Origin of the sequence: Butyrivibrio sp. AE3004, assembly GCF_000703165.1 — a bacterium.
Taxonomy (GTDB): Bacteria; Bacillota; Clostridia; order Lachnospirales; family Lachnospiraceae; genus Butyrivibrio.
In genome coordinates, this window is the sequence record NZ_JNLQ01000002.1 from 3111372 (window position 1) to 3128621 (window position 17250).

The window sequence follows — 17250 nt, forward strand, 5'->3', positions numbered from 1 at the left end:
ATTAAAAAACGATTATAATCCTTCTGCTACTTCAACAAGGTATTTACCGTAATCAGTCTTCATAAGAGGCTCAGCAAGTTTCAATAACTGTTCTTTATCAATAAAGCCTCTCTTATAAGCAATCTCTTCAATACATGAAACATAAAGTCCCTGTCTCTTCTGAAATGCACATACAAAATCAGCTGCATCAAGAAGTGAATCATGATTTCCTGTATCAAGCCATGCAAAGCCTCGGCCCATGGTCTCAACTCGAAGCTCTCCGCGACTTAAGTACTCGTTGTTAACGCTTGTGATCTCAATCTCACCTCTTGCTGAAGGCTTTACGTTTTTAGCAATGTCAATAACATCATTGTCATAGAAGTAAAGACCGGGAACCGCATAATTGCTCTTTGGATGCTCAGGCTTTTCCTCTATTGAGATAGCCTTACCGTTTTCATCAAACTCAACTACGCCATATTCTCTGGGATCACGAACATAATATCCAAAGATTGTAGCCCCCTTATCTCTTGCGGCAACTTCCTTAAGAAGCTTACTGAAGCTCTGACCATAGAAGATATTATCGCCAAGAACAAGTGCAACGCCATCGTTACCAATAAATTTCTCACCGATGATAAAAGCATCAGCAAGGCCTCTTGGCTGTTCCTGTATAGCATATGAGAAATTCATTCCAAGCTGCTCGCCTGTTCCGAAAAGATCCTCAAAAATTGGAAGGTCTCTGGGTGTTGAAATAATAAGCACCTCTCTGATACCCGCAAGCATAAGAGTTGAAAGCGGATAATAGATCATAGGCTTATCATAAACAGGCATGATCTGCTTTGATATCGCTCTTGTAAGTGGATAAAGTCTTGTTCCGGATCCTCCGGCCAAAATGATTCCCTTCATATTGTATTCTCCCTATATTTTATCAATTCATCTACATCACGAAGCTCTGTCTGACCTCATTTGCCAAACAGAGCTTCCATTAATATTCAGCTAATATAGCACAAAAGCTTATAACTTTCCACCATACATACTCTCATAATACTTCTGGTAATTACCGCTGGTAACATGCTCCATCCAATCCTCATGAGCAAAGAACCATTTTATTGTCTTGCGGATACCTTCCTTGAACATTGTTTCAGGCTCCCAGCCAATCTCAGCCTTGATCTTATCGGGAGCAATGGCATAACGACGATCATGTCCCTTTCTGTCCTCAACATATGTGATAAGGTCGGTTGTGATCTTAGCCTTTCTGGGATCTGAATCATCAAGTGATTCACGAAGAACATCAATGATAGTCTCAATGATCTCGATGTTCTGCTTCTCGTTATGTCCACCGATGTTATAGGTCTCGAAGAGCTTTCCTTTTTCCTGTACCATGTCGATCGCCTTAGCGTGGTCCTCAACATAGAGCCAGTCACGAACATTCTTACCGTCACCGTATACGGGAAGTGCCTTGCCCTCAAGTGCGTTGTGGATCATAAGAGGGATAAGTTTCTCCGGGAACTGGTAAGGGCCGTAGTTATTGGAGCAGTTTGTAATATTTGCAGGGAACTTATAAGTATCCATATAAGCCTTAACAAGCATATCCGAGCTTGCCTTACTAGCTGAGTAAGGGCTGTGCGGATCGTAAGGTGTTGTCTCATAGAAATAAGCATTCGGATCCTCGGGAAGTGAGCCGTATACTTCATCTGTACTTACATGAAGGAATTTCTTACCTTCCTTGAAGGAACCATCGGGAAGCTCCCATGCTTTCTTAGCTGCATTAAGCATTGTTGCAGTACCAAGTACGTTTGTCTCAACGAAGATCTCAGGATTAACGATTGAGCGGTCAACATGGCTCTCGGCAGCAAAATGTACTACTCTGTCGATGTCGTTCTCCTCAAAAATCTTATTTATAGCCTCTCTGTCACAAATGTTAGCTTTTACAAATGTGTAGTTATCTCTGTTCTCAACATCTGTGAGGTTCTCAAGATTACCTGCATAAGTAAGAGCATCAACATTGATGATACGAATCTCATTGTCATACTTTTTAAACATATAGTGAATATAGTTGGAACCAATAAATCCTGCTCCGCCTGTCACTAAATAAGTCCTCATATTTATCTCCTATTCTAAATTGATAATATTACAATTGAGTCGTAATATTATAACATAGATTTATATATTGTAAAATGAAGCATGAATATTGTTGAACTTCTATATAAAAAAGGAGAATTTACAAAGATTTTAGTGCAAGTTCTCCTTTTTTGATAATCCCTACTTCAATTTTTTATCCAAGATACTCTTTTAAAGCATCATGCCAGTCTGCCATTTTGTAATCTGTAGTAAGTCTTAGCATATAATTATCCAATATAGAGTAATGTGGTCTGTCGGCTGCTGCCGGATTCATAGCTTTATATTCTTCACTGGTAACATGATTAACCTTGCAGCTAATTCCCTTTATACTGAAAATTTCTTCTGTAAAATCAGCCCAGTTGGTATCTCCCTCACATGTTCCATGGAAAATACCATAGTTCTCTGTAGGTTCAATATGATGTATCATTCTTGCCAGCTCAATTGCTGATGTAGGTGATCCAAGCTGATCACATACAACGCTTATCTCATCATGAGTTTCCGATAATTTCAGCATTGTCTTAACAAAGTTTTTCCCATCTCCATAAAGCCATGCTGTCCTTACTATAAAGTATTTATCAGCAAACTGCTGAACAAATCTCTCTCCTTCATATTTCGTCTTTCCATAAGCGGATATGGGTCCTGGTGTCTGAAACTCATTTATAGGTGCATTAGCATTTCCTGAAAATACATAATCTGTTGATACATGTATAAGCTTGGCTCCTATGCTCGTTGCTGTTATAGCAAGATTTCTGGGACCGATTGCATTAAGCTTGTATGCAAAATCCCAATCCTTCTCACATCCGTCAACATTGGTTGCTGCTGCGCAATTGATAATCACATCAGGCCTCTCCAACTTTACAAATTCAGATACTTCCCTCTGATTCATAATATTCAAAGGTTTGATGTTATCACCTTCAACAACGTCAGTCAGTATAAATTCCACTTCACCTGCATATACCTGCTGGATTGCACGTCCCAGCTGTCCATTACAACCTGTTACTAAAATCTTTTTCATTTTCTTATTACTCCTTAAATTAAAAACATTTATATAAAGGTATTTATATCATTACAAACTATTCTGCTCCTCGCCCTTCCTATAAAAGTGCTCCAGTATCCTCGCAATCCACTTAGGCCAAAACTTGCAGAACATTTCAAAATCCTCCTCTGAGCGCTCGTGACCCTTGATGATCGCTGTAGTTTCCGAGTCCTCGTGGATCCTATGGACCATTAGGATTTTATTAACAAATACAAATTCACCTTTTCTTCTTGAAAATCTCTCCCATGCCTGCCAGTCGATGCCTCCGCGGTAGCCGGGAATAAATAGCTGCTTTGGAAGATTTCCGGGAACATATGTGACAGATGGACAGCATATTGCAGAGCCAAGAGAGAGTATCCTTCGTCTTACAAACCTTGACTTCCACAGGACGCTACATCTTAAAGGGAACAGCATTATACGCTTGATATTAAGGTTTTTAATATTACTTACTTCCCTGCCGTTTCTAAGCTCTGCATAATCGGTAAAAGCTATAAGAGGACGCTTTGTCTTGTTGAAATTCTTTATGACCTCTTTCGCAAAATCCTCTTTATACAGATCATCCTGATGTGCGATTGTAACAAGAGGTGTCTTAGCACAGCTTATTGCAAAGTTCCAGTCTGTTGCTATATTGCTCTGCCCTTTCATCTCCTCATTCACATAATAGGGAATACTGTATTTTTCGGAAATAAGTTTTAGATATTCGTTTGGTGTTGATGTGGCAATAAGTACATTCGTCTTAAGCTTCTGTCTCGTTACCGATTTGATGCATTCTTCTATATATGCGCTTTCTCCGTAAGCACAAATGGCAAAGGTATGGTCTTTTGCTGTAAATTTATGACTCATCGGCTGTACTTTCCTCCGAATCGTTGTTATCAGACAGCATGTTCTCAAGCTCTCTTACTCTCTTTTCCAAAAGCCCCTGTGTCTGAATCAGTTTGGTAATTCTGCCTGCCTGTCTGGATGCTATGCTGGTAAGTGACAATACCAGCATGATAAGAAAGGCTATCAGCAAAATAAACAATCCGTTCATGGTATCTGTGATACCGAGCATATTTATGATTCTGACAAGCAGCAAAGGCTCAAGTACCAGTACAAAAAATACAACTCCCGTGAAAAGCCACAAAAGCGTGTATTTCATATTAAGTTTCCTGTGTTTAAGGAGCGATAGTATTATAACAAAATATGTAATTATTGCTGCTATGAGCACTATCGTCAGTCTTGTTGGTATTATCTGATGCATATTTATCTCCTGATTCCATAGCTTATTCTGCAAACTATAATATCAAGCGAAACCTTTATCATGTAATAAGCAGATCTTTTAAGGTTAATTGAACTCTTCCCCGCTTCCCTCTCTCTCATAACTACGGGAAGCTCTAAAATCCTCTTTCTTCGCATTACTGCGTCCATTATAGCTTCCGGCTCAGGATAATCTATAGGATAGTTATCCGCAAATACATTTATAAAAAATCTATTCACAGCCCTGAAGCCACTGGTAACATCCTTCACCCTCCGAAGGCAGAGAACCGCTATTAAAAAACTTAAAAAATGTATTCCGATTCTTCTTGTAGCAGAGCTTTGAAAACCCTCTTTATTAACAAATCTGGATCCTATAACATAATCAGCCTCGCCTCTTTGAATAGGTGCGATAATTTCCCCAATATATGCAGGATCATGCTGGCCATCCCCATCTATCTGGACAGCGATATCGTATTCATTCTCCTTGGCATATCGATAGCCTGTCTGTATCGCTCCCCCTATACCAAGATTTATGGGACAGTTTATGTGATTATATTTTCTTTTCTTAAGGATTTTGGCTGTATTATCCGATGATCCGTCGTTTACCACCACGTAATCATACTGCGGATAACCGGTGGTAATCTCATCAACGATGTTCTCGATATTCGCCGCCTCATTATAGGCTGGAATTATAATAAGAACATCCGATTTCTTTTTTATATATTCCATTACTCTGATATTCCCTTCCGTTCTATTGTATACGGTTCATCATTTTTGTATACAGCGAAATTTTGAGTCATTATCTCATTTAAAGGAGTAACTCCGCCTGCAGCTTCTAAAAAGTCACACCCCCTACTGTTTACAATAAAAAAATCTATCTTTTCAGGTATATACATATTACTGCAAACAGGTTCTTTTAATATCACTCCGGAAAGCTGCGCTCTTTCACCTGCATTAGTGAGTATATCATTAAATTCCTCTTCCGGAATCAAATATTCTTTTGATGCACTTTCAAAATACAGATCGTATACCTTAGATCCCTTTGAAAAACAGCTCTTATCAACAAAAGCCACATTGATTTCCCCCGGATGGTTTTCCTTAAAGTATTTGTCAATCTCTGCCATCTCTTTAATCATGAAAGGATCCACCCTGTAGGTTAGATCAATGTTTTTATAGCTCCATACGATATTAATAACTGATATAAAAGCGGCAAAACCGGTAAACAAAACAGCTGCATATTCTTTGTTTTTCTTTATCATCAGGTAAAAAAACACAACAAATACGGCAAACAATATCGCTGTAGCCATACCAACAGGATACAACACATGCCCGTCGCCTGTCGCAATATCCGGAAACAGCTTTCTTAAGGGATACACAAACAAAAGCGCAATACTTCCTGTCGTGCAGGTATTATACATTCCCTTGAAAAACAGCCCCGTAAAAGCCATCCATACCATAAGCTTTATCAAGTCACCGCTTACTAGTTTATCATCATTGGAAATCCATGCAAACAAAATAGCTATAAAAGGAACTATTATCGGAGAAATATATCTTAAATGAATAGCGGGAATATCTTCTCCGGGATTCTCTCTTGCCACTATAACAATGGTAATAACAAGAACCGATCCTGCAAGCAGAAGCAAGGCATAAGTTAAAAGTTTCTTACATCCATCGTCTAAAGATCTGCACCTAAGTACCGGAACTATCACAGGCAGAACAAAGAACGAAACACCGCAGGCTGCGGCGTAATAAAGGAGCACATAAACAATATATCGCAGGGAATCTCCACTTATAAATTCCCCAAAATCAAGCGCCCCACTTGCTATATAAAAATTTGAAATACTTCCCAGAATGATTTTTCTTAAAACAAAATATCCACAAAAGGCCACTGAGGAAATAATAAGTGTATTTCTCATTTTTATCGAATTATTGGATCTGTAAAAAAAGAATTCGAAAATTTCAGCTGCAACAAAGGCCAGAAACACACATATTCCTATCTCCTTCGTAAAATACGATAGAAGTGAGAAAATAAGAAACGCTATAAGATATCTGGTCTTCTTATATTTGTAATATAAAAGAACGTAATAAAAAGCAGCGCAGACAACCGGAAAATACAGATTTTCCGGCATAAAAGTCGCAGATATTGAGATATCGGGCCAAATATAAATAAGTCCTGCGGCGTACAAGCAATATCTTTTACCAGCACCAAGTTCCATGCACAAAAAATAGCAGATAACAAATGGGATGGACATAAGTACTGAATTGACAAACATTATTGCCCTGACTCTCAGCGCTATATTTTTTATAAAAAAAGCAGGAAGCATCACAAAAGAATACGCAAGCTTTGTAAACTGAAGCTCTGCCCCATGGAGTTCTAATACTGTCCCTTTGAAAATGCATTTTGCCATATCGTAATATATAAGTTCGTCAGGATAGGTTTCCATAGCTTTGCTATAGTTTGATAAAAAATATAAAGCAGCCACATGAACAAGGAAAACTGCCGTCAGTATGATTTTTTCCTTTTTCTCTAATCCTTTTTTCCCCTTCAATCCTGCATCACCTCGTCTGCCGGCTCAAGTACCCACTCATGTGAAATACGGGCAATTCCCTCATCCTCAGTACTTGACGTCACAGTAAATTCAACTGCGTTCTTCCAGTAATCCACAGGAAATTCCTCCTGGGTTTCTATCATTACATCTATGCGGTATTCTCCCGCTATAAGCGAGAGCTTTGGCATTATAAACTCAAAGCTCCCATCCTTCTTCAAGGTTATCTTTCCCATGTGCTCGGCTCTTGTACTTGTGCCGTAGCACAGTTCGCCGTCATTTCTGTAGATTCTTACTCCGAAAAATACATAATCTATTTCTTTTTGGACAGTATAGTCCACCCTGATCGTACACGAGTCTTCAGTATCAAGCCTGTTTACCGTTTCTTTGTTCCGAAGAAGTCTGACCCTTGTTATTCTTGCCTCTCCGCTGCCGTATCTGTTTTTTTCAAATGTAAAGCTCTTTTCTTCCCCACCTGTCTCTTTCCTGTCATCATCCTGCTTCGATAAAAAATCCAGGTAAACAGGACCCAGCTCACTTGGCTTTCCCTCTGCCTTAACCTTTCCGTCCTGAATCCAAATGCATCTGTCGCACAGCTGCTCTATCTGCCTCATCGAATGTGATACAAGAACTATCGTCGTTCCGTTCCCCAGTATTTCTCTAAGTCTGTTGTAACATTTAGCCTGAAAAGCAGCATCTCCCACGACAAGAATCTCATCTATAAGAAGTATGTCAGCATTTACGTTAATCGCAACAGCAAAGGCAAGACGCATATACATTCCCGATGAGTAGGTTCTGACTGGGTTATCAATATAGTCCTCAAGCTCTGAAAAAGCTATTATATCATCAAGCCTTTCCTCTATCTCTCTGTGAGTAAGGCCAAATATTGCAGCATTTATAAAAATATTTTCTCTTCCCGTCATATCCTCATGAAAGCCAGCACCAAGCTCAAGAAGGCTTGATACTCTGCCGTTCATAATGATTTTTCCTGAATCGGGATAAATGATTCTTGTAAGCATCTTAAGAGTAGTACTTTTACCACATCCGTTATGCCCTATAAGCGCAACTGCCTCTCCCCTCTTTACCTTGAAGCTTAGCCCATTTATGACCTGTCTCATCTCATAGCTTCTTCTCTTTTTGAAAAGAGATGCTTCCTTCAGGGTAAAGCCTTTATCATAATAAACTCTGAAGCTTTTATCTATATTATCTACTTCTATAGCGTATTCTTCCTGCATTCCCGCTCCCATTTTTATAAATATTCCGCAAATCGGCGCTTTAACTTATTGAACAAGTGCCATCCCACTATCAAAAAGCCGCCTCCCATCACACATGCTATAGCCAGCGTATCAAGCTCCGGTGTCTGCTGATAATATAGGATATCCCTGTACGCCACTATAACTGAGGTCATCGGATTTAAATAAAAAAGCTTTACCAGTTTTCCCGGGATCATATCCACGGAATACATCACCGGTGTCATAAACTGCCAAGCCATGGTAATTATGGTCAGCATATATTTTACATCCCTTAAGTAGACCGCCCATGCGCTGAATATAAAAACTAGCCCGAGAGCAAGAGAAAATTCTATCATCATTATAAGAGGAAGGTACACAAGCACAAAAGGATTGGACAGTCTCCCCGCAACAAGAAGTGCTATAAACACAATGCTGAAGCACAAAAGCATATTAATAAACTGGCTGACAACATATGAAATCGGTATTACTTCCCGTGGAAAGTATATTTTTCTAACCATGTTTTCAGCATCCCTAAGACACCCACAGCCCTCACTCATACAGGTTGCAAAAAATATCCAGGGAATAAGTGTTACAAATAAAAAAAGTGAATACTGCTCAATGTTGTTACTCATGATAACTGAAAACAGTATCGTATATACTATCAGCTGAAAAAGCGGATTTAAAAAAGTCCATAAAAAACCAAGTGCAGATCCCTTGTATCTTCCTCTAAGATTTCTGTGCACCTGGCTGAAAATCATCTCGCGATATGCGTATATTTCCTGTATTCGTTCGGTTGTAGATTCCATTTATCCCTCATCTTTAAGCATCAAAAATGCTTTTGCTTTTCATTCCCGGATGAAAGCTCATTTAGATTTATTTTCTCTATTTGCATAGTAGTCGAAAACTTCTCTGACGGTATCAAAAATGGTGTACTGCGGCTCCCATCCCAGCTTTTCTGTAATCTTGCCGTGATCACACCAGGTAACCGGGTTCTCCGAAGGACGTATCAGTTCAGGGTCAGTCTCTATGGTAATGGGCTGGTCCGAAAGACTTATAATATATTCAAGGATTTTCCTAAGAGGAACCGCCTGTCCGCTTCCGACATTATAGATTTCATGACAGTCATCACTTTCAATTATCAGTCGATATGCCCGTACAACATCTCTGATATTGCAAAAATCACGGCTAAGATCTAAATTTCCAACCCTCATTACTCCGGGCTTTTTACTGAGGGAAATATCTGCTGCCTGACTGCACCATGAAGGAATAATGAAATTCTCCCCCTGTCCGATACCTGTATGATTAAATGCTCTTACGTGATATACCTTCATACCGTAGTAATCACGATAAATTGATGAGAACTTTTCAAGCATTACCTTTGATACACCATAAGGATTGGAACCTCCAAGCTCTCTGGTCTCATCCATAGGTCCTTCTGCGCTGTTATATTCCTCACTGGAACCAATAAGGAGTATTTTTGTATCATAATTATTCTCACGGACAGCCTCCAGTATGTTCAAGGCTCCGTTTACATTAACATCCACTGTTGTTTGAGGAATCTTCCATGACTGCCCTACGTTACTTACTGCTGCCAGATTAACGATATGTGTGGCATTAACACTGCTGACAATCTCCCTTACCCTGTCGGGATCAGTAATGTCACAATGAAAAGTCCCATCCATGTTAGAAGTATCTTTTATATCCGTAAGTCCGCTTCCGTATACTGTATATCCGTGTTCCTTAAATTCATCAGCAAGATATCCTCCGGCAAACCCCTCTGCGCCGAAGATTAAAACCTTTTTCATAATTTCCCCTCATTTATAAATCGTAACTCCAGAAAGCTGTCTGGTCTTAAACAGTTTATACTGTTCTTCTACAAACCGTTTTAGCCTTTCCTTAAATACACTCTCATCAAATTCCATTGCATGTGAGCGCAGCTTTTCCTTATCAAAACTCATTTTTTCAAATCTATGAAGTGCATCAATAAGTGATTCCGGCGTCGGTTCATCAAAAAATATTCCCGTTTCATTTTCAATGACCGTCTCCAGAATTCCACCTTTTCCGAGTGCGATAACCGGTCTTCCGCTCGCCTGTGCTTCAAGCGGCGTTATACCAAAATCCTCAACTCCCGGAAATATCAGAGCCTTGCATTTGGCATAGTACTCCAACAGCTCTTCATCCGGCACAAAACCAAGAAACTTTACAGTAGGGCCCGCCATTGCTTCAAGCTCTTTTCTCATAGGTCCCGTTCCTATAACGTATAACGGAAGCTTTTCCCTGGTACATGCCTTAACGGCAAGCTCTATTCCCTTATACTCCTGAAGCCTCGATACGCAGAGGAAGTATCCCCCATCCTCAATCGAAGTATGAAACATTTTCATACGGACCGGACAGTGGATCACATAGGCATCCCGCCTGTAATGCTTATGGATTCTTCTTGCAACATTTACCGAATTGGCAACAAAAACATCGACCCTGGCCGCAGTTGCAAAGTCCCACACTCTCATAAAGGTCATAAAATAGGATATCATCTTGTTCCGAAAAGAGCCTTTTCCCGTAAGTGGACCTATATAGTTTCCCCTCTGCTCCCATGCATATCTCATGGGTGTATTGCAGTAACAGATATGAAGAGTATCAGGTCCTGTAATTACACTTTTCCCAACACTTGTACTGCTGCTTATAACGACATCATATTTATTTAGGTCAATGCTCTCCATTGCCGTAGGCATAAACGGAAAAAGCTTTCTGTGATCAAGCTGCTTTTTTGTGGTCTTTTGCAAATGCGTGGTTCTGATATCAGCTTCTCTTAGAGTCTTCGACATGTTCATCCTGTTACATATCGATGTGTAAATCGGAGCTTCAGGAAAAGCTTCATGCATATTTATAATTACATTTTCGGCACCTCCCATAAAGGGAAGCCAGTCGTGTACAATCGCTACTTTCATCAAATATCCTTTGAATTTACCTGTCCGCCTTATTATCACAAACATAACGGATCATATTTTCAAGCTTGCCTCTTATTATATCCCAGTTAAACCGCCTGTTTACATATTCTTTTCCATGTTCTCCCATGGATTTGTTTAAACCGGGCTCGTTTATAAGCTTGTCCGTATATTCCTTAAATTCTTCATAGTTCCTGTAATAAAAACCTCCGCCGCTTTTCTCGCAGTGTCCCTTAAGAACTGGACAGTCCCCATTTACAAGTACGCTCTTACAAAGCGAAAAGGCTTCAAGTACAACTATGGACAGACTCTCATATTTCGAAGGAAGAACCAGAAACTCTGCCCCCGCAATGGCATTAAACTTTTCCTCATCACTTACAAATCCAAGACATTTTATGTTCCTATGCTCGGGAATATCTATAAGCTTTTTTCCTATCATCAAAAGAGTAATATCACTATCTGTTTCATCACAATATCTTATAAAATCTTCTATAAGTCTGTCGCAGTTTTTTCCGACATCAATTCTTCCCGCATAAATTATGTATTTTCCAAGCCCATATTTCTTCTTTATGTATTCATGGTCTATTTTATCAGGAATTTCAACACCTGCACCACCCATGCAGGATGGAATATCGTAGTTATTGTATATGCCACGTATAAGTGCTTTTTCCTCATCTGTCTGAAAAACAAAAGCAGCAGGAGATGAAAACAGTTTTTCAAATATTTCCATCCTCAAATACGGTTCATCATGAGCAAACGGAATAAGAATCGATTTTTCTGCCACTTCACGTATTCCTGCAACAGTAGGATAGTACAGATAAGTGCAGAAAATAAAGACGTCTGTTTCTTTCTTATTTTTTCTTATAAACTCTATAAGTTTCGGAGAAAAAGGTCCCTGCTCAACAAGCCAGTTTTCCTGGGTCTGCAACTTGCTGTCTCCATATACCACCATCTCATTAAGCCTTAGAAATTTCCTTATTCTCCTTGGATGTTCCACGGGAAATCTGTAAACAGTTATGCCATTTATATCCTCAACATCATTTTCATATACATTTTCCCATGTGTTATAATCCTCTGCCTTAGTGGTTATAACGCTTACTTCAAAATCTTCAATTTTGTTAATCTGTTCTGCAAGCTGTCTTGTCAGAAGCTCTGCTCCGCCATTTATATTAAGACCATATCTTTGTACTATGAAGCATACTTTCATTATTGTTTGCTCTCTTCTATGGAAGCTTTCAGTAAATCCATCTCCTCCCGGAGTCTTCTGTTCTCCCTTTTTATATCCTCATTTTCTGATTTAAGGCGCATTAAACCTGTTCTTAGATCTTCTATCTGCATTTCAAAAGAATCATAAACTTCTTTTTGTTTTCTTGAAAAAAGCGCAAACCCGAAATTATTGTCGCTGTTTTTTATTTCAACGTCAAAATCGCCCTTCACATATAACAATATCTCTGCAAGAGCGTCAGCTACATTCCTGTTAAAAAGACTTTGCATCGGGTATAACCTGTAAAAAATATTTCTCATCTTTCTTCTGAGCCTGCCATCTTTTTTCTCGCTCACAGACTCTCTTGCTTTTTTTACATATTGCTGCAATCTGTATTCATTAAAAGACATCCGGATTTTGCTCCTCCTGTTTGCACTTTCAAAATGATAAGAATTCTTTGTCCCGGAGATCATCGTATTTCTTCTAAAAGGTGTTGTGCCGATTTCTCCCATGAGTATTCTTTTCTATAGTAATCTCTGATCTCGTTTTCCTTATAACCTTCTGCGCTTTTTTCTAGTGCTTCCATATCAAAGGAAGCGATATCAGTCGGATTAAAAAAATAACATCCCTTTGAATAGATTTCACGCATTACCGGAATATCCGATACAGCGATGCGCTTAACTCCTGACATTATTGCTTCCATTGGTGGTATGCCAAAGCCTTCATATAGTGAAGGAAAAATAAACGCATATGCTTTTTGGTACAAAGCACGTAGTTCTTCCTCAGTCACATAACCTGTCTGAATAAGATTAGGGACTGCTGAAGCGCCACATAAATCTCTCAAAATTCCAAAATCCTCTTTGTCCCCGGATTCATTTTCATTTAAAACAGACCTGTTTTTTCCTCCCGCTATTACAAATTTCATATCGGGATATTTATTGGCCAATTTTCTGATGTAAATCTGATTCTTGTGAAGGCCTTTTGTTCCAACACTGAGGCAAAATCTTTCACCCTCACTTATTCCCCATTTTTCAAGACTATATTCAGTGCTGCATTCTTCTTTACAAATATGATTTGCAGAATTTGAAACTACCGTAATCCTGCTCTCATCAAGCTTATAATAACTCATAAGCTCGCGCTTACTAAATTCCGATACAGTGATTATTTTTTTACATCTTGGCAGCGTCAGATAATATCCTAGTCTGTATGAACGCCTAAACCTTTTCCCGTATGACCTTGGATATCTAATGAATGATATATCATGCGCAACAAGGTAATCGGGCTTTATTATGGGTGCTATCCCCGCAAACGTCAGAATTCTTCCACCTTTTTTTAATGCAAATAATGGCAGATCTATCTGGGTCCATTTATTCCCTGTCCTCTTTCCGACTACCACTGTTTTAATATTGCTAAGTTCAGGCAGAATATTTAAGTTCTTATTTGGCAGGGCAAGAATTACCTCGCCGGGATTTACGATCCTGTCTATCTGTTTGATCAGTTCTATTCCATACCGCTGAACTCCGGTAATTTTCTGAGTAAAAATTTTTCCATTAATTATTACTGGATGCTTTTTATCCACCCCATTTTTATTTGTTTTTTCATCCCCCACTTTTCTTAGTTTAATAACCATCTCGTTAATATAATCTCGCAATCTTTGTATTTAAATGAAAAAACTGTATTATTTTTATGTTTAAATGCGCTCATCCGCTTGAATTTCCGAATTCCATTAACCAATTATACCCTATTATTGTTTTTTCCACGAATTATTATACTTATATTCCCCAAGAATCTTTATAAAAATTTCACCAAATTACATTTTTACATAATTGAATGTAAAAATCTGTCTCTGTTAAGATTATTGTGGATGCGTATATTTTAGGCTTTTTCATTATGAGGCTTTGCTTATGCCGGACAGATTCGTAAAAAATAATTATTTTATCAAAATCGTATATACTATCTTTTTATTCGGTCTTTTTGCTCTGATGTCATGTACCTATTTTGTCAAAGACTTCCTTTATATTCATGCTTTTGGTTTGAACATTGATCTGACTTATGTTCCATTCATGCTAATAGGTGGGCTTTTCGGATATTTTCTTTCTCTTAATGCTTACCTCTTCCTTTTTTTAATAGCAGTCTGTCTAAGTAGCATGGATGCTTATCTGCTTACGCCATACATGGTCATCACCTATGTCTTTTCCATGTTCTCACAATACCGCTGGTTCAGAACCCGCGGTAAAACAGTCAGTTCATTACTATACAGCTATTTTATATGTTTGTTTTTCGAAGCACTGAATAAAGATTACATGATAAAATATGATTTTGAAATCAGCCATATCAGTGCTCTCCTTAGACATGTATCAGTACCGATTTATTCATGTCTTGTAGGGTGCCTCTTTTTTTATCTGTTTTTTAATTATGCCCCGGATATCCTAAAGGCGATTTTTCCTCTTGGTTATATGTATACTCGTGAATATGTCCAAAATCTGCTTTTCCAGAATTCTTTGAAAAAAACTAGGCTCAGTATAAAAATCACCTTTATCATTATCGTTGAAGCTATGCTTCTCGGTTTTTTTTCTATAGCCTTTATCCGTATTCTGTTCCCAGACCTCAGACACATGATGAACGATGGGATAAAAGAAGCTCAGCGTGTCGGAGATCAGATGGTTTTCAGATATAACAATTACGGTATCGCTTTCACCGTAAAAATGTTTTTCATGGAGCTTAGTATTGCTGTCCCTATTGCTTCAAATATTAATTTTTTTGCCAAAATGAGGATTGGCCACCCAATCGGTCAGTTATCCGATTATATGCTGAAATTTACCGACACGAACGAAGACAACCGTACAGAATTTCTGCAAACCATAAAAGAAAGTCCAATAAATACTCATGATGAAATTACAGACCTTTACTATTCAATGATGATCACCTTTAACGAAATAACCGGCTACATTGAGCGAATGAAGGAGGAACAAAAGCTAAAAGAAGATCTTCGCATAGCAGAAGCCGCAAGCGAAGCAAAATCCTCCTTCCTCTCAAATATGTCACATGAGATAAGAACTCCTATAAATGCTGTCCTTGGAATGAACGAAATGATTCTTCGCGAAAGTGCAGAACCTCAGACTCTTGAATATGCAGCAACCATTCAGAGTGCGGGAAACACTCTTCTTTCTCTTGTTAACGACATTCTGGACTTTTCCAAAATCGAAGCAGGTAAAATGGTAATCCTGCCTGTTCAGTATAATCTGAGCTCACTTATCAACGATCTTGTAAACCTTATCGTAAGAAGAGCAAATGATAAGAACCTTGAATTTAAGATAAATATTGATGACAACATTCCTGACCTCTTATTTGGTGACGAGATCAGAATAAAGCAGTGCGTCACAAACATACTGACAAACGCTGTCAAATACACCGAGCAGGGACACATCCTTCTTGATATCTCCTATGAAAAAATCGAAGAATCAGAAATATATTCTTCCTCAGAAGGCGAAGGAAGTATATCCGACAGCAGTACCGACTTTGCCGGGAGCATTGCTCTTACCATCAAAGTTTCAGATACAGGAATTGGTATAAAAGAAGAAGATCTCCAAAAGCTCTATTCTCCATTTGAAAGAATTGAAGAGATCAGAAACCGCACCATTGAGGGCACCGGTCTTGGAATGAGTATTGTCAAAAAGCTCCTGGCTCTCATGGATACTAAACTTGTTGTAAACAGCGTATACGGAGAAGGTTCTGACTTTTCCTTTACAGTCATACAAAATGTCTGCAGCTGGGAACCAATCGGTGATTTTGAAAAAAGATATAAGGAGACCCTTTCTTCCAGAACAAAATACCATGAAAGCTTTACCGCCCCTGACGCCAAAATCCTTGTGGTCGATGATACCAGCATGAACCTTACTGTTATAAAAGGGCTTTTAAAAAATACTTTGGTTCAAATCGTTACGGCAACAAGCGGTCGAGAGACTTTGAATCTGGTCAGACAGGAAAAGTATGATCTTATCTTCTTAGACCACAGAATGCCAGAGATGGATGGAGTTGAAACACTAGAGGCAATGCAGACGCTTGAAGGTAACATCAATTCTGACACCATGTGCATTGCACTTACGGCAAATGCAGTCGCAGGAGCAAGAGAGTTCTACCTTGATGCGGGCTTTAAGGATTATCTCTCCAAACCCATTGATGCTGCAAGGCTTGAAAACATGCTAAAAGAGTATCTGCCTTCTGACAAAGTAATACTTTCTGAAGACACTGTAAAAAATTCAGATAACAATGCTTCTTCACAAGATGATAGCCATATAGTTTCATCTCCTACCGTCAATGATATAAGGTCAAAATATGATAATAGCTTGATAGACATAGAAGTTGCGATAAAAAATTGTGGCTCTGAAGAACTTGCTAACGAAGTTATCGAAGATTTTAAGACCAATCTTCCGGGTAAAACCGAAGCCATAAGACAATATGAAGCGTCAGATGATATTAAAAATTTCACCATTCAGGTTCATTCGCTTAAAAGCTCCGCAAGGATTGTAGGTGCAGGTAAGCTCTCCAAACTTGCAGAAGATCTTGAGCTAATGGGAAATAAATACATTGAATCAGACAGCGAAGAAGAATCTGCTCTGCAGGAAATACACATAAAGTCGCAGGAACTACTCTTAATGCTTAATGATTATCTTGATTACTTTGCCCTGAATAATCAGCAAAATAGTAACTTGGAAAATCCTGTAACCTCACATGAAGACAATTCTTCCAAACCTGAAATATCCGCTGATGAACTTGAGTCAGCCTTCAGAGATATGAAAGAGCTGATGGAGGCTTTTGATTATGACAATGCTGCCGGAATCTATAGCATGCTATCGGATTACCGGATTCCTGATGAACTAAATGAAAAATACAAACTTGTAGGGAAATATATATCTCTCGTTGATCGGGAAATGCTCCTTGAAATACTGTGACTATG

15 protein-coding genes are annotated in these 17250 nt (G+C 38.8%); 1 reads left to right on the forward strand and 14 read right to left on the reverse strand.

The features are described 5' to 3' along the window. Nucleotides 1-12 precede the first annotated feature (12 nt). The 14 genes from rfbA to BV60_RS0116410 form a co-directional block, all read right to left on the reverse strand. Nucleotides 13-882, reverse strand: coding sequence for a glucose-1-phosphate thymidylyltransferase RfbA (gene rfbA / locus BV60_RS0116345; RefSeq protein ID WP_029322986.1), 870 nt, complete (start codon nt 880-882; stop codon nt 13-15). Nucleotides 883-990: 108 nt separating this feature from the next. Then, nucleotides 991-2079, reverse strand: a complete 1089-nt coding sequence (gene rfbB, locus BV60_RS0116350; protein WP_029323454.1) for a dTDP-glucose 4,6-dehydratase — start codon at nt 2077-2079, stop codon at nt 991-993. Between the two features lie 172 nt (nt 2080-2251). After that, nucleotides 2252-3112 carry a dTDP-4-dehydrorhamnose reductase gene (gene rfbD, locus BV60_RS0116355; protein ID WP_029323457.1) on the reverse strand — a complete coding sequence of 287 codons (861 nt, stop codon included), beginning with the start codon at nt 3110-3112 and terminating at the stop codon, nt 2252-2254. Between the two features lie 51 nt (nt 3113-3163). Beyond that, nucleotides 3164-3976, reverse strand: a complete 813-nt coding sequence (locus BV60_RS0116360; RefSeq protein WP_029323459.1) for a glycosyltransferase family A protein — start codon at nt 3974-3976, stop codon at nt 3164-3166. Then, the gene (locus BV60_RS0116365) at nt 3966-4373 is read right to left on the reverse strand and encodes a DUF2304 domain-containing protein (protein ID WP_029323460.1); all 408 of its coding nucleotides are present in this window, start codon (nt 4371-4373) and stop codon (nt 3966-3968) included. Before BV60_RS0116365 ends, BV60_RS0116360 begins: the two co-directional genes overlap by 11 nt. 2 nt (nt 4374-4375) lie before the next feature. After that, nucleotides 4376-5098 carry a glycosyltransferase family 2 protein gene (locus BV60_RS0116370; RefSeq protein WP_029323462.1) on the reverse strand — a complete coding sequence of 241 codons (723 nt, stop codon included), beginning with the start codon at nt 5096-5098 and terminating at the stop codon, nt 4376-4378. After that, nucleotides 5098-6918: a hypothetical protein gene (locus tag BV60_RS0116375; RefSeq protein WP_029323464.1), complete on the reverse strand. Its 1821-nt coding sequence runs from the start codon at nt 6916-6918 to the stop codon at nt 5098-5100. Before BV60_RS0116375 ends, BV60_RS0116370 begins: the two co-directional genes overlap by 1 nt. Beyond that, nucleotides 6915-8150 (reverse strand): ABC transporter ATP-binding protein, encoded by a 1236-nt coding sequence (locus BV60_RS0116380; protein WP_029323466.1) that lies wholly within the window; start codon nt 8148-8150, stop codon nt 6915-6917. The genes BV60_RS0116375 and BV60_RS0116380 overlap by 4 nt, the downstream gene beginning before the upstream one ends. A gap of 14 nt (nt 8151-8164) precedes the next feature. Further along, entirely contained in the window at nt 8165-8953 is a 789-nt protein-coding gene (locus BV60_RS0116385; protein WP_029323468.1) for an ABC transporter permease, read from the reverse strand. 57 nt (nt 8954-9010) lie between these two features. Then, nucleotides 9011-9952 carry a GDP-mannose 4,6-dehydratase gene (locus BV60_RS0116390; RefSeq protein ID WP_029323470.1) on the reverse strand — a complete coding sequence of 314 codons (942 nt, stop codon included), beginning with the start codon at nt 9950-9952 and terminating at the stop codon, nt 9011-9013. 9 nt (nt 9953-9961) lie between these two features. Next, nucleotides 9962-11092 (reverse strand): glycosyltransferase, encoded by a 1131-nt coding sequence (locus tag BV60_RS0116395; protein WP_029323471.1) that lies wholly within the window; start codon nt 11090-11092, stop codon nt 9962-9964. 16 nt (nt 11093-11108) lie between these two features. Next, on the reverse strand, nt 11109-12296 hold the full coding sequence (locus BV60_RS0116400) for a glycosyltransferase family 4 protein (protein WP_029323473.1): 1188 nt from the start codon (nt 12294-12296) through the stop codon (nt 11109-11111). After that, nucleotides 12296-12703: a hypothetical protein gene (locus BV60_RS0116405; protein WP_156036140.1), complete on the reverse strand. Its 408-nt coding sequence runs from the start codon at nt 12701-12703 to the stop codon at nt 12296-12298. The genes BV60_RS0116400 and BV60_RS0116405 overlap by 1 nt, the downstream gene beginning before the upstream one ends. Before the next feature lie 59 nt (nt 12704-12762). After that, entirely contained in the window at nt 12763-13923 is a 1161-nt protein-coding gene (locus tag BV60_RS0116410; RefSeq protein WP_029323477.1) for a glycosyltransferase family 4 protein, read from the reverse strand. Nucleotides 13924-14197: 274 nt separating this feature from the next. Between BV60_RS0116410 and BV60_RS23535 the strand changes: the two genes are divergently transcribed. Then, on the forward strand, nt 14198-17245 hold the full coding sequence (locus BV60_RS23535; RefSeq protein WP_051656807.1) for a response regulator: 3048 nt from the start codon (nt 14198-14200) through the stop codon (nt 17243-17245). The last annotated feature ends 5 nt before the right edge of the window (nt 17246-17250 follow it).

Bases quoted from the DNA above. Each gene is read 5' to 3' on its own strand.
- BV60_RS0116395 (WP_029323471.1), bottom strand. From the start codon at position 11,092: ATGAAAGTAGCGATTGTACACGACTGGCTTCCCTTTATGGGAGGTGCC.
- BV60_RS0116360 (WP_029323459.1), bottom strand. From the start codon at position 3,976: ATGAGTCATAAATTTACAGCAAAAGACCATACCTTTGCCATTTGTGCT.
- BV60_RS0116365 (WP_029323460.1), bottom strand. From the start codon at position 4,373: ATGCATCAGATAATACCAACAAGACTGACGATAGTGCTCATAGCAGCA.
- rfbA (WP_029322986.1), bottom strand. From the start codon at position 882: ATGAAGGGAATCATTTTGGCCGGAGGATCCGGAACAAGACTTTATCCA.
- BV60_RS0116400 (WP_029323473.1), bottom strand. From the start codon at position 12,296: ATGAAAGTATGCTTCATAGTACAAAGATATGGTCTTAATATAAATGGC.
- BV60_RS0116405 (WP_156036140.1), bottom strand. From the start codon at position 12,703: ATGTCTTTTAATGAATACAGATTGCAGCAATATGTAAAAAAAGCAAGA.
- rfbB (WP_029323454.1), bottom strand. From the start codon at position 2,079: ATGAGGACTTATTTAGTGACAGGCGGAGCAGGATTTATTGGTTCCAAC.
- rfbD (WP_029323457.1), bottom strand. From the start codon at position 3,112: ATGAAAAAGATTTTAGTAACAGGTTGTAATGGACAGCTGGGACGTGCA.
- BV60_RS23535 (WP_051656807.1), top strand. From the start codon at position 14,198: ATGCCGGACAGATTCGTAAAAAATAATTATTTTATCAAAATCGTATAT.
- BV60_RS0116410 (WP_029323477.1), bottom strand. From the start codon at position 13,923: ATGGTTATTAAACTAAGAAAAGTGGGGGATGAAAAAACAAATAAAAAT.
- BV60_RS0116380 (WP_029323466.1), bottom strand. From the start codon at position 8,150: ATGCAGGAAGAATACGCTATAGAAGTAGATAATATAGATAAAAGCTTC.
- BV60_RS0116385 (WP_029323468.1), bottom strand. From the start codon at position 8,953: ATGGAATCTACAACCGAACGAATACAGGAAATATACGCATATCGCGAG.
- BV60_RS0116390 (WP_029323470.1), bottom strand. From the start codon at position 9,952: ATGAAAAAGGTTTTAATCTTCGGCGCAGAGGGGTTTGCCGGAGGATAT.
- BV60_RS0116370 (WP_029323462.1), bottom strand. From the start codon at position 5,098: ATGGAATATATAAAAAAGAAATCGGATGTTCTTATTATAATTCCAGCC.